The 13,299-nt window shown below is 46.6% G+C and carries 11 protein-coding genes; 4 read left to right on the forward strand and 7 right to left on the reverse strand.

All coding sequences use genetic code 11. The features are described from left to right. Positions 1-83: 83 nt before the first annotated feature. Positions 84-845 carry a biotin--[acetyl-CoA-carboxylase] ligase gene (locus tag RIF36_RS21505; RefSeq protein ID WP_350149604.1) on the reverse strand — a complete coding sequence of 254 codons (762 nt, stop codon included), beginning with the start codon at positions 843-845 and terminating at the stop codon, positions 84-86. A 40-nt stretch (positions 846-885) separates the two neighbouring features. On the opposite strand from RIF36_RS21505, the gene rsfS reads away from it, so the two are divergent. The 4 genes from rsfS (at position 886) to RIF36_RS21525 (ending at position 5,056) form a co-directional block, all read left to right on the forward strand. Further along, a complete protein-coding gene (gene rsfS, locus RIF36_RS21510) occupies positions 886-1,278 on the forward strand; it encodes a ribosome silencing factor (protein ID WP_350077445.1) in 393 nt (130 codons plus the stop codon). Positions 1,279-1,345: 67 nt separating this feature from the next. After that, a complete protein-coding gene (gene ftsH / locus RIF36_RS21515; RefSeq protein ID WP_151997918.1) occupies positions 1,346-3,442 on the forward strand; it encodes an ATP-dependent zinc metalloprotease FtsH in 2,097 nt (698 codons plus the stop codon). Between the two features lie 65 nt (positions 3,443-3,507). Continuing rightward, positions 3,508-4,275, forward strand: coding sequence for a UDP-2,3-diacylglucosamine diphosphatase (locus RIF36_RS21520; RefSeq protein WP_350122648.1), 768 nt, complete (start codon positions 3,508-3,510; stop codon positions 4,273-4,275). After that, entirely contained in the window at positions 4,268-5,056 is a 789-nt protein-coding gene (locus RIF36_RS21525; protein ID WP_350122650.1) for a hypothetical protein, read from the forward strand. The genes RIF36_RS21520 and RIF36_RS21525 overlap by 8 nt, the downstream gene beginning before the upstream one ends. A gap of 6 nt (positions 5,057-5,062) precedes the next feature. Here RIF36_RS21525 and RIF36_RS21530 read toward each other — a convergent pair whose 3' ends face one another. From RIF36_RS21530 to hutH, 6 genes are all read right to left on the reverse strand, one after another. Further along, positions 5,063-6,436, reverse strand: coding sequence for a TolC family protein (locus tag RIF36_RS21530; protein ID WP_350122652.1), 1,374 nt, complete (start codon positions 6,434-6,436; stop codon positions 5,063-5,065). A 261-nt stretch (positions 6,437-6,697) separates the two neighbouring features. Further along, positions 6,698-6,913, reverse strand: coding sequence for a hypothetical protein (locus RIF36_RS21535; protein ID WP_350122654.1), 216 nt, complete (start codon positions 6,911-6,913; stop codon positions 6,698-6,700). Positions 6,914-7,459: 546 nt separating this feature from the next. Continuing rightward, a complete protein-coding gene (gene hutG, locus RIF36_RS21540; protein ID WP_350122656.1) occupies positions 7,460-8,434 on the reverse strand; it encodes a formimidoylglutamase in 975 nt (324 codons plus the stop codon). 127 nt (positions 8,435-8,561) lie between these two features. Next, positions 8,562-9,836: an imidazolonepropionase gene (hutI, locus tag RIF36_RS21545; RefSeq protein WP_350122658.1), complete on the reverse strand. Its 1,275-nt coding sequence runs from the start codon at positions 9,834-9,836 to the stop codon at positions 8,562-8,564. A 136-nt stretch (positions 9,837-9,972) separates the two neighbouring features. Next, positions 9,973-11,643, reverse strand: a complete 1,671-nt coding sequence (hutU, locus tag RIF36_RS21550) for a urocanate hydratase (RefSeq protein WP_350122660.1) — start codon at positions 11,641-11,643, stop codon at positions 9,973-9,975. Continuing rightward, positions 11,621-13,198: a histidine ammonia-lyase gene (hutH, locus tag RIF36_RS21555; protein WP_350122661.1), complete on the reverse strand. Its 1,578-nt coding sequence runs from the start codon at positions 13,196-13,198 to the stop codon at positions 11,621-11,623. The genes hutU and hutH overlap by 23 nt, the downstream gene beginning before the upstream one ends. Between the last annotated feature and the right edge of the window lie 101 nt (positions 13,199-13,299).

Here is a 13,299-nt window from a genome sequence, read left to right on the forward strand (position 1 = left end):
TATGATAATATTGATTTATAAATCGATACAAAAGTAGCGCATAACTTTTTGTAAGCCAAACGGAAGAAGTTTTTAAGAAGTAGTTACTCCCACAGAAACTCTATCTCTTTCAAGTCATACTCCTTCACTCCCTCTCCCCGCTCAACCCTAAGCTTTCCAAGCGCCGAAACTCCAAGAATTTCTGCTTCAAACGTTTCCTCTTTGTCACGATACAATCTGCGTTCTCCCCACCCAATCATGGACTTCAAATAGTCTGATTGTAGTTTCTCAGAAGCACCACCTTTGAGCTGAAGATATAAAGACTCAATATTCCGGGACAACTTCTCCAGCACAAGCTCCTTGTCCAGGTCTTTTCCCATTTCAAGCGCCATTGAGGTTGCTTTTTCTGAGGTAAATACCAATTGATTCACGTTTAAGCCTACTCCCACAACTGAAGTTTCGATCATGCTTCCCTTCAACGTGCTTTCAATCAGGATGCCGGTAATCTTCTTGTTGCCTGCATATATATCGTTGGGCCATTTGACTTTTACATTCTCAAGTCCAAATTCGCTTAGTGTCTTTTTAACTGCAATTGACACAATGATGTTTAAAAAAAACTGCTGCGAGGGTTTTAAGAAAGTGGGCTTCAGCACCACAGACATCATGATATTTTTACCTGGCTCCGATTCCCAGGTGTTGCCTCTTTGGCCCCGGCCTGCCAATTGCTCGTCGGCGATCACAACTGTACCTTCGTTGACATGCTCAATTTCGGCCAATTGTGTAGCCACAGAGTTGGTTGAGTGACATTTTGGCAGGTAAACCACCTTTTTGCCTATAAAGAGATTTTTGGAGAAAATTTTGTGCAATCTTTTTTCGTAGTTTTGTAGACAAAGTAAAATGTTTTGAATGACAGTAAAAAAGGGCAAAATGCCAGTTGAACCTAAAACGGTTGAACTCAATGATTTGGTGGTGCAGGGAATGGCAGAAAAGAAAGCCCACGACATAGTAGTTTTGGATTTGAGAAATGTAAAAAATGCGGTAGCTGATTATTTCATTATCTGTTCTGGCAACTCGGACACTCAAATAGATGCCATTTGTGATTCTGTAGAAGAATTCGTTTATAAAGCTTCAAAACAGTCCCCCTGGAAAAAAGAAGGCAAACAAAACAAGGAGTGGATCCTTTTGGATTACATAGATGTGGTAGCCCACATATTCAAAAAAGATAAGCGTGATTTCTATTCGCTGGAAGAGCTTTGGGGAGATGCGGTGATCACTCCGGTGGAAAGCTCGCACAACTAAGGAACATTAGCGATAGAAAAGCGTTTTATCAATCTGTACAATGATTTAGATTTAGAAAGATTAAAGAATGGCAAATCAAGATAGACCGAGGAAAAACCTGATTCCAAAGCCTCCGCAGAGACCCAATTATCAAATTTGGGTGATTCTAACTCTTCTGGCGGTAGTGCTGGGAATTACTTATTTCAACAATAGTTCTTCATCAGTAACCATTTCGCAAAAGAGGTTTGAGCAAATGCTGCTTAGCAATGATGTGAAAGGAGTGGTGTTGTTAAGAACGCAAAACCTTGTTGAGGTAACACTAAAGGAAGAAGCACTCAATAACAGTAAGTACAAAGTAGAGTTGGAGCAGAGGAATCCTTTTTCGCTAAGCCAGGGGCCACATTACAAATTCAAGATCATTTCGGCCGACAACTTCGATGAGAAGTTTCGAGAGATTGAGAAAGGGCTACCTGACAATCAGAGGATTGAGTACAAAATCGAGGAAGGATCTGACATCACCAACATTTTCTTTAATTGGGGATTCTTGTTTCTGATCCTGTTCGGTTTCTGGTTTTTGATGCGCCGGATGACTGGTGGCGGCGGACCTGGCGGACAGATTTTCAATATTGGGAAATCAAGAGCAGCTCTGTTTGATGCAGAAAACAAGGTAAAGATCACCTTCGTGGATGTGGCAGGACTTGACGAAGCCAAAGAAGAAGTAAAAGAGATCGTAGACTTTCTTAAGAACCCAGCCAAGTTTACTAAGCTGGGTGGTAAAATACCTAAGGGTGCCTTGCTGGTAGGCCCTCCGGGCACAGGTAAAACACTTCTGGCAAAAGCGGTAGCCGGTGAAGCTGCTGTGCCTTTCTTCTCACTTTCGGGTTCCGACTTTGTGGAAATGTTTGTGGGTGTAGGTGCTGCAAGGGTACGTGACCTGTTTAAGCAAGCGAAAGAGAAAGCACCATGTATTGTGTTCATAGATGAAATTGACGCTATTGGTCGGTCAAGAGGCAGAGGCCAGGTGCCCGGCTCCAATGATGAAAGAGAGAATACGCTGAACTCGCTGCTGGTTGAAATGGATGGCTTTGCTACCGACTCGGGTGTGATCATCCTGGCGGCTACTAACCGCCCTGACGTGCTTGACAGTGCGCTGCTTAGACCGGGCAGGTTCGACAGGCAAATCAGCATTGACAAGCCAGACGTAATTGGCAGAGAGGCTATTTTCAAAGTGCATTTGAAGCCTATCAAGATGTCGAAAGACGTGGACGTGAAGAAACTAGCTGCACAAACTCCGGGCTTTGCCGGTGCTGAAATTGCCAACGTGTGTAACGAGGCAGCGCTTATCGCAGCCAGAAGGGACAAAGAGGCCGTTGACATGCAGGACTTCCAGGATGCGATTGATAGAGTAATCGGTGGTCTGGAGAAGAAAACGAAAATCATTTCGCCCGAAGAGAAGAAAATTGTTGCCTACCACGAAGCTGGTCACGCAGTAGCGGGTTGGTTCCTTGAGCACGCCGATCCTTTGGTGAAAGTATCCATTGTTCCCCGTGGTATTGCTGCGCTTGGTTATGCACAGTACTTGCCAAAGGAGCAGTTTTTGTATCAAACTGAGCAGTTGCTGGATGAAATGAGTATGGCTCTGGGTGGTCGTGCCGCTGAGGAGATTATTTTTGGTAAAATATCGACAGGCGCTCTAAGCGACTTGGAGAGGGTAACCAAGATGGCCTACAGCATTGTGACGATCTATGGCATGAATGATAAAATTGGCAACGTGTCTTTCTATGACTCAAAGCAGTCAGAATATGCCTTCAATAAGCCCTATTCGGAATCAACTGCTGAAACCATAGACTCAGAAGTGAGAAGCATAATTTCTACTGCCTATGAGCGCACTAAGAAAATGCTAACCAAGCATAAGAAAGAGCTTGAGGTTATAGCCAAAGAGCTTCTGGAGAAGGAAATCATTTTCCAGAATGATTTGGAAAGACTGATAGGCAAACGTCCTTTTGAAAAGCAAACGACTTACCAGGCTTTTACGAATAACACCACCAACGGAGAAACAGTAGAAGCGCTGACCGAAGAAGCAGAAAAAACAGATGACGAAGTCGAAGCTTTGAAAAAATCGGTAGCAGAAGAGGTTACAAATGAAGAGACCTCAGACGTAGTTGAGGATACAACCAAAAAGTAATCTTCAATAAATAATATTTGATTCAAAGATCAGGTTAACGCCTGATCTTTTTATTTTGTACCCATATGCAGTTTGACAACGGTACCGTCCCGGATGGGAAATTGATCTATTTTGCGAGTGATTTTCACCTTGGAGCTCCCAACCAAACAAAGAGCCGGGAAAGGGAGAACAAAGTGGTAAAATGGCTGGGAAGTATCGAAGACTCCGCGGCCGCCATCTTTCTTGTTGGTGATATTTTTGATTTCTGGTTTGAGTACAACCACGTAATCCCCAAAGGCTTTGCCCGGTTTCAGGGAAAAATTGCTGAGCTGGTCGACAAGGGTATTCCAATCATCTTTTTCTCTGGCAACCACGATATGTGGATGGCCAACTACTTTACTGACGAGTTTGGAATACCGGTATATCACGAAAACAAACGCTACGTCGTCAATGGTGTAAAGCTGCTGGTGGGACACGGCGATGGTCTTGGGCCTGGCGACTACCGATATAAATTTCTCAAGAAGATATTCAGGAACAAGCTTTGTCAGTGGGCATTCAAATGGCTGCACCCCAATGTGGGAATGGCCATCGCTCACAAATGGTCCAGCAACAGCAGGATCAGTAACCTGAAGTATGACGAGGCTTTTCTGGGTGATGACGAATGGCTTTGGACGTATTGCAAAGAAATCGAAGCCCAAAACCACCACGACTATTATATTTTTGGGCACAGGCACCTTCCGCTTGACCTGGAAGTTGGGAAAAGCAGCAGATACATTAACTTAGGAGAGTGGATCAACCACTGTACTTATGCTGTATTTGATGGTGAAAAAGTTGAGCTCAGGACGTTTGAATAAGGCAACTAGGGCATGTCTGGCTCTACTCTTATCTGCTGTAGTATGCCAGGCGCAGCTAGCTGTAGAGAAAAATGTGCCGGGGCCTGTAGTCACGGCTCAGTCGGTTGACAGAAGAGGCGATTTCTATCTTGCATTCAAGAACGGGACGGTGGCCAAATACGACACCACGGGCAGACAAATTGTGAACTACTCTCCCAAAAGGCTGGGGCAGGTCACGCTAATCGATTCCTGGAACCCACTAAAGACCTTTCTGTTTTACGAAGAATTTCAGTCTATTGTGATACTTGACAGGTTTATGTCTCCCACTATCGAGTATGACCTCACTGGCAAGTCTCAGAGCTTTATACGCCTCGCCTGCCCCTCTCAAGACAACTCGTTCTGGTTGATTGATGAGTCATACAACGGCTTGATTAAGTTTGACCCTATCGATCAAAAAATCCAGTCGAAAATCCCCTTCAACGCATCAATACCTGTTGATGGTAAGATTCTTTTCATCAGGGAATATCAGAATGTGCTATTTGCCTCTCTGGATAGTGGTGGCATTATTTACTTTGACAATCTGGGGAATTATCAAGGTGTAATTGACAGCCCTGCTTGCGGCTTCTTTTGCTTTTCAAAGAACCAGCTGTACCTGACAAGTAGCGGCAGTGTTTTTATCCAGGATTTATACAGCAATGAGAAAAATGAAATCAGTTTACCTGACACGTATTTAAATGCCCTGTTGATTGGCCCTCGTAAGGTTGGGACAAAAAAAGAAGGAGGCTTTGACCTCCTTCGATGACTTACGTTATTCTTTTGCGATTCCCCGGTAAATATCGAGGATTTTTTTTCGAAAAATGATGCTGTATTTAGCATTCACCAGCTGAATTTCCGCTCGGTTTTTGTTGTTCAAACTTTCCAAATACGTGTAAAAGTCGGTGTTGCCTGAATTATACCTGGTCTCCGAGAAATTATAAGACTGAGTCAGCGCATCCATATTTTCCTGTGCTGATTGAAAGGTACTTTGCGCAGCACTTAAATCAAGGTATACCCGCTGAATTGTATTAACAATTGTTTGCCTTGCCTCCGTAACATCTAATTCTGAATTGTACATTGCTACCTTAGCTGCCTGAACGTTGGCATTAGTTTGTAATCTGGTAAAAATTGGAATCCCCAAATTGAATCCGAGATACCTGTACTCATTCCACCTTAGCTGCTCATTGAAAGTAGCATTCGGGTCCGGCTCCTGTGTCTCCGGATTGTAGGCACCATTAGAAGAGTAGTTTGAACCCAACTGGCCAACTGCGGTAATTCTTGGATAGCGACTAGACCTGACCTGCTTCATTTGGTATGTAGAAGCTCTGAAGGTCAAATTCGACCTTTTAAGTGAGGGTGAATAGGCCAAACTTGCCGCCAGAACATCTTCATAGGGATCTGCCTCCAAAAGAATCTCGTCATCGCTCAGGTCGATCGTTTCGATCTCATAAGGCTGGGTTGCATCCAACTGCAGTAGCTGAACCAAGGCCAGCATATCGCTTTTATAAGTGTTTTCCGCCTGAACTCTTACCAATCTCTCGCTGGCTAGCTGAGACCTGAAATTGTAAACAGTTTCAGGATTGCTCACACCAACAGACACACGCCTTTCTTCTCTCTCAAGCTGTGCCTGCAGAAGAGTAATCCGTTGATCGGAAATTTTTATGTTTTCCCGGTCAAGTATTACATTCAGGAAAGCCCCCAATACATCGGCTCTAACCTGAAGTTTTGATGCCTGGACGGATTCTTCAGCGGCATCAAACTCACTTGCTCGCCTCTGCAAGCCATATGTGTTCGAAAGTCCGTTGAACAGCACCACATTGCTTGTCAGCCGTGGACTCATTTGGGAGGTGGTTGTTGTTACAAGTCTGGCAGCCGTTTGATCAAAGGTATTTCCCTGAAAAAAATCGTAGCCAAGGCCAGCGTTCAAATCTGGGAGATAGTTGGCCATAGCTTGTATTTTGTTTGCTCTGGCGGAAATAGCGTTGTTTTGTGCTCTTTTGATTCCAATATTATTCTCAAGAGCAATACTTATGCAATTATCCAAAGTTAGTATCTGTGCTTGTTCCTGAGCAGAAACAGTACCAGTAATCGTCAGCCCCGCTAGTAAAGTGAGCAAGTACCTCAATTTTCCCCTTCCATTATTCATATTCATTCTTTTCAAGTCCACTTCCAGATTACCAATGAATATGCCATTTATTTAAAAATCTGATTATCAGCTAATTAACATAGATGATTTTTTAGCACAGTGTACGGATACAGTACAGTTGTGTTCAGATTTGAACCGGAGCAGTCGAAAGACGGTCGAGATTCCAGAAGACAATATTTTTGAGGTAAAAGAGCGAAAAAAAAAGGCCACCTTTTGGGCAGCCTCTTCATTAATCAGGGTGTAATTTAAGTAGAAAAGGTATTATCCTAGTCTCTTTGAGTAGATGTAGTTGATCTTTTCTTCTACCATCTCCGTTACTTTCTCTTTGCTGAGCTTAGATTTTTTACTCAACTGCTCAACAAACTCGTCCATTGTAATGTCGTGAAGGTTCAGGTCACTCATTTTTATGTTGGCGAAAGTATCTTTCAATTCAGTTTCAATATCTGCTACAACTGTGTGATTAAGGTGTCGTTCCATATCAATCAATATTTGGGTTAATTCCTATTTCCTCATCAATTATAAGCAGAAGGATTATTATTTCATACAACGGCCTGTTACTCAGTATTTTACAAACAGTCCTTCCCTTGGTTATTTTTTAACCTAAAAAGAGAGGATTTGCAGAAATCAAAATTTTAGAGGGTTGAAATATGCCCGGGTGGTTTGGTGTTGGAATAAATCACGAGGATAGTAAGGGTCAAAAACAGCTGAAAAAAAACTTTTTTTGGACGTGAAAAAATTTCATTTCTTCAGAGAAATTGAAAATTCCCTCAGTTTGGGGGATTACAAACCTCCAAAGCCTGACCATCTTGCTCTCGGTTTTCGATTGATTGTGACCTTCCCTCAACACACACTTAGGTAGTAGAATCCTCTTCACAGTGTTAGGGAAGGTTCTTTTTTTGCTGACACAAAGACTCAACCAGCCCAGAACATGGGCACGGGCCTGTCGGTACTACAGCATTAAGGAACAAGGAGCCAATTGGACGAGTAGTGCCATGGAATTGCTAAGGCACTATGAAGAACCAGCTACTTTGCAATCTTACGCTCGTTCACTATCCGAAATATGAGATTGGCCGCTAGTTTCGCTGTTCGATTGTCCTGATCGAATGCCGGGTTCATTTCTGCAACGTCGCAGGTGAGTACTTTACCAGTGCTCATAATGATGCGCACCAACTCTGCTACCTGCTGCGGTGCCAACCCCATCACAGCCGGAGCACTCACCCCAGGCGCAAATGCGCCATCCATTACATCGAGACATATGGTGAGGTAAATATGATCGAGGGGTTTGGTGAACTTATGAATCACCTTTTCTATCTCAGCCGTAGACAACTGAAAGAGCGTTCCTGCTTCCAGGTATTTTACTTTCTTCTGGTGGGCAGTTTTGTAAAGTGCTGCCGTGTTGCCAGACGGCTGAATGCCTAGGCACATATAGTCGAAAGGCTTTGCTTCCTGACCGAGGAAGTTAGCTATCTGCAAAAATGGCGTGCCTGATGTGGGCGCATGGGGGTCGTTTCGCAGATCGAAATGAGCATCAAGATTGATGATACCGATCTTCTTATCCGGGCAATGCGCAAAAGCTCCGAGAAAGTGCCCATAGGCGATTTCATGTCCGCCTCCCAGTAGAATAGGGAAATAGCCAGTGTCTAGTAATGTTGCCACTTTTTGCCCTAACAGCTTTTGAACCGTTTCCAGATTGCCGTTTGGACAGAGAACATCACCAGCGTCGAAAAGGGAAACAGATGGTTGACTATGCCATGGCAAATTAGCTGCCATTTTTCTGATTGTATAGGGCCCTTCAGAAGCCCCTCTCCTGCCAAAGTTCTTTCTTACGCCCTCGTCGGAACAAAAGCCGAGCAGCGCAAATTTCCGTTGACCAGGAGCTGAAGCAATCGGCCTCGACAGATCGAGCATTTGAATGACATGGTGCCAGCGAGCTCCGTCTGGCCCATCGTATTTGTCAGTTCTTCCTCGCCAAATGTTTCTATCAGGTGATCTGTACATGCCATTCAATCAGAAAGTCAATCGTTTTTTCTGTGGGGCGAAGTTAAAAGATTTAATGAAGGCTTCGATACTGAATATGGTAAGGGATTAAGCAAATAATGTAAATGGGTGGTTGATCGATAAGCATTTAGTCAACTAGTCGCCCATTTTTCCATACTGCCACTGGCTTCACTTTTCCCTGGTGATATAGCACCTCCCGGTAGTCCCCTGTTTCAAAAGCAATAAAATCCGCCAAATTACCATGCACAAGGGTTCCTCTGTCGTCCAAATCAAGGGCCTTCGCTGCCCGGAAGGTAATACCAGCCCAGGTTTCAGCCATGGAGAGTTTTTGCGAAGCACCAAGTACAGCCGCTTGCATGAGCAGATCGCCCATAGGAGCGCTGCCGGGGTTCCAGTCGGTGGCAATGGCGAGACAGCCTCCGTAGTCGAGCAGTTTTCTGGCAGGAGCAAATGGCAAGCCCAAGCCCATAGAAGCTCCTGGCAAAACCACACCAATGGTGTCGCTCCCGGCCAGGTACTTGATATCTGCATCGGTGGAGGCTTCGAGGTGGTCGGCGCTGAGAGCGCCCATGTCTACTGCCAGTTTACTGCCGCCAGAGCTGAACTGGTCGGCGTGCACAGTCAGTTGGAAGCCCATTTCCCTTGCCCTTGTCAGGTACTTTCTGCTTAGTGCGACATCGAAGGCTCCTTCTTCCACGAAAATATCGACCCTGTTGGAAAGGCCTTCCTGTTTTACTTGCGGCAATAGGTCATTCATCAGGAAATCAAGGTATTCGTCAGCCTTGTCAAATTCACCTGGCTTGACATGAGCTGCCAGACAAGTTGGGATAAGGTGGAGCAAATATTCCTTTGACGTGCGACTGATGGCTTCCAGCATCTTAAGCTCGTCGGCCACATTGAGGCCATATCCACTTTTCACTTCAATGGTGGTCACTCCTTCGGTGAGGTGCCGTGTGGCCCGTCCGGCAACCAGTTCTTCTAATTCTGTCAGAGTAGCTGCTCTTGTCTTTTGTACCGTGTCGTGGATACCACCTCCGCCTTTGAGTATCTCCTGATAGCCTGCACCTCCCACCTTCAGCTGGTAGTCTTTTGCCCGAGAGCCCGCAAAGCAGATATGGGTATGGCAGTCGATGAGGCCAGGAAGAGCCACATAGTCGCCTTCCATTTCGAAAACATTCTTGTGCTTTTTCGTTCCTTCTTCGAAATTGACTACTTCTACAATCCGATCGCCTTGGAGCACGATACCCGCATTGGGTACGATTTGGAGTTGGTCGTCAGTCAATGGCCCTTTGGTTGGCAGGTTGGCCATGGTGACGATTTGCCTGAATGGGCCGATAAGTTGCTGGGTGTACATTTTTATGCTGAAATATGTCTTTCCGGTAATTAGCCGCTTTGTCATCATTTTTGCGAAAAGGCAAAAATGATGACAAAGCTCTATTCTATTTGCTTATAGCGATGGGTTTAAACCCATCGCTATAAGATACCGCCCCTACAGGGCTAGCATGTTCTCCTAAATTTAACCTTTACGGTACTACGAACTAGAATTTTAAATGGTGGGTGGCTGCGACGTCGCTGGCAAGTTCGTAACCAGCATCCATGTGTCGGAAGACACCCATGGCTGGGTCATTGAAGAGCACCCGGCGAAGGCACCTTTCTGCTCTTTCGGTGCCATCGGCCAATACCACCATGCCAGCATGCTGGGAGTAGCCCATGCCCACACCACCACCATGATGGAATGACACCCAGGTGGCACCGCCGGCTGTATTCCCCATGAGATTAAGTAACGGCCAATCGGAAACGGCATCGGATCCGTCGAGCATGCCTTCCGTTTCTCTGTTGGGCGATGCCACGGAGCCGCAGTCGAGGTGGTCACGGCCAATGACGATGGGTGCTTTTACTTTGCCTGTTTTCACCAGGTCGTTAAAGATCAGACCGGCCTTTTCCCGCTCTCCCATGCCCAGCCAGCAAATACGGCAAGGCAGACCTTGAAAGGCTATTTTTTCTCTGGCTTGTTGCAACCAATTGATGAGGTGAGTGTTTTCTGGAAAAGCGTCCATTAAGGCCCTATCGGTAGTGTAAATATCTTCAGGATCACCAGACAGTGCAGCCCAGCGAAAAGGGCCTTTGCCTTCACAAAACAGCGGGCGAATGTAAGCCGGGACAAAACCGGGGAAATCAAAAGCGTTGGCCTCACCGCCCTGCCGGGCAAATTCCCGGAGGTTGTTGCCATAGTCAAATACCTGGCTTCCACGTTTCTTCATTTCGAGCATAAAGCCTACATGGCGGGCCATGCTTTTCAGTGACCGCTCCTTGTATTTCACTGGGTTCTTCATTCGAAGAATTTCTGCATCGGTCAGCGATAGCCCATTTGGCACATAGCCAAAGACAGGGTCGTGTGCAGATGTCTGGTCGGTGAGCACGTCAGGCGTAATATTGTCTTTCAAAAGCATTTCCAGCACATCGCCAATGTCGCCCACCAAGCCGACCGAGATGCTTTCCTTCTTTTCTTTGGCTTCCAGCACCCATTTCACCGCTTCGTCATAAGAGTCGGTCATTTTATCAATGTACCGGGTGTGCAGGCGTTTCCTGATTCTTTCGGGGTCAATATCGACACCCAGGAAAGTAGCTCCTGCCATGGTCGCTGCCAGTGGTTGAGCACCGCCCATGCCACCAAGACCGCCTGAAACCAACAGCTTTCCCCTGAGGCCTCCTCCAAAGTGCTGCTTGCCACATTCCACAAAGGTTTCGTAGGTTCCCTGAAGGATGCCCTGAGAACCAATGTAAATCCAACTGCCAGCCGTCATCTGGCCGTACATCATCAGTCCCCGCTCCTTCAGCTCCTGAAAATGCTCCCAATTGGCCCACGCTGGTACCAGATTGCTGTTAGCTATGAGCACTCTTGGAGCTTCTGGATGCGTTCGAAGCACACCGACTGGCTTGCCAGACTGAATGAGCAGGCTATGCTCGTCATCCAACTGAAGGAGCATCTCAATGATTTTCCTGGCCGACTCCACATTTCTGGCTGCCTGACCAGTGCCGCCGTACACTACCAGCTCAGCTGGGTTTTCAGCGACTTCAGCGTCGAGGTTGTTGAGGAACATCCGCAATGGTGCTTCAGTTTGCCACGACCTGGCGTTCAGGGTTGATCCAGTGGGCGCTTTGTAGGTTGGGTGGCTAGCGTAAGTATCAAGAAAGGCTGAAAGATTCATACAGGTCTCCTTTTAAGTTGATATTGTTTGATTGGGCAACCTCAAGTGCGGCACTGGTGAGTTCCCCCGATGCAACTATCTCCCTTGCTACAGCGATGTCATCGCCAAATATCCTGTCTTCCTCTGCGTGGTCTATCTTTTGTCGCACCAGCTCATGACAGGCGTCCAGGATCACCCCCGACTTCATCGGCTTTCGGTAATCGAAGGCCTGGGCGGCACACACCAGCTCTACGGCCAGTATATTCTCCAGGTTATCCAGCACGGTGTTCAGCTTTCTGCCACTGATTGAGCCCATGCTCACATGATCCTCCTGACCGAGTGACGTAGGAATACTGTCGGCACTGGCAGGGAAACAAAGACTTTTGTTTTCGCTCACCAGAGCAGCAGAGGTGTATTGGGGAATCATGAAACCGGAATTAATGCCGGTATTGCGCATCAGCAGCTTCGGCAGACCTTCAACATCCCCTTCTAACAATTGGTACGTACGTCTGTCTGAAATACTACCAATTTCGGCAGAAGCCAGCGTGGCGTAGTCTAACGGCATGGCCAGCAACTGCCCATGGAAGTTACCTCCGCTGATGGTTTTCCCTGCGCTAAAGATGACGGGATTATCGGTGACGCTGTTGATTTCTATTTCGGTCAGTTCTTTAAGATGGAGCCATGCGTTGCGGGAAGCACCATGCACCTGAGGCATACAACGGAAGCTGTATGGATCCTGCACACGCCCACAGTTGGCATGTGAAGCGACCATCTCGGAGTTTTGCAGCATTATTCTGAGTCTGTGGGCCACATGCATTGAGCCCTGAAAAGCCCGAAGCCGGTGCAGTGCCGGGTCGAACGGGCTGGCAGAACCGAGCACTCCTTCGAGGCTCATGGCTCCTATGATGTCGGCCGTTTCCAGCAGGTTGTGTAGTCTGTACAACCCCAGAACGGCAAAGGAGGCAATGAACTGCGTGCCATTGATAAGTGCAAGGCCTTCTTTTGCGCCAAGCTCAATAGGCTTGATGCCCTCTTTTTGGAAGATAGCACCAGTTTCAACCCAGTTGTTTCCATCCCACACCTTGCCAAGCCCAATCAACGGAAGAAACATGTGAGCCAATGGTGCCAGGTCACCCGACGCCCCGACGGATCCCTGAGACGGCACATACGGTAGATAACCTGTTGTCAGATGCCAGATCATGCGTTCCAACACTTCCGTGGAAATGCCGGAATAGCCCTGACTCAGCGACTGCAGCTTGGTGATGAGCATCAAACGGACGATGTCCAAAGGAACGGGTGCCCCTACCCCCACACTGTGGCTGCGTAGTATATTGTCCTGTAACTTTCGGGTGTCGCTGGCGGCTATCTGGGTATTGCACAAAGGTCCAAAGCCGGTATTGATGCCATAAACAACCTTATTGCTTTCTACAATTTGGTCAACATGGCTTCGACTTTGTTCAATCTTTTCTCTGGCGGCTCGGGTGATCTCAACACCAACCTCCTGCTGGCAAACCCTCATGAGAAGACCGACAGATAGCCGGTCTTCTCCAGGGTGAAAATTCACTGACGTGGGCATAATTTGGGTTAAAGTTGCCTATCCGGAACGAACTGACCCCTAGACCTATGAAAATCAATCAGTTCTAACCGATGTAAGCATTTCTCAAATCTACTCACTAC

It is taken from the genome of Imperialibacter sp. (assembly GCF_040222815.1).
GTDB lineage: Bacteria > Bacteroidota > Bacteroidia > Cytophagales > Cyclobacteriaceae > Imperialibacter.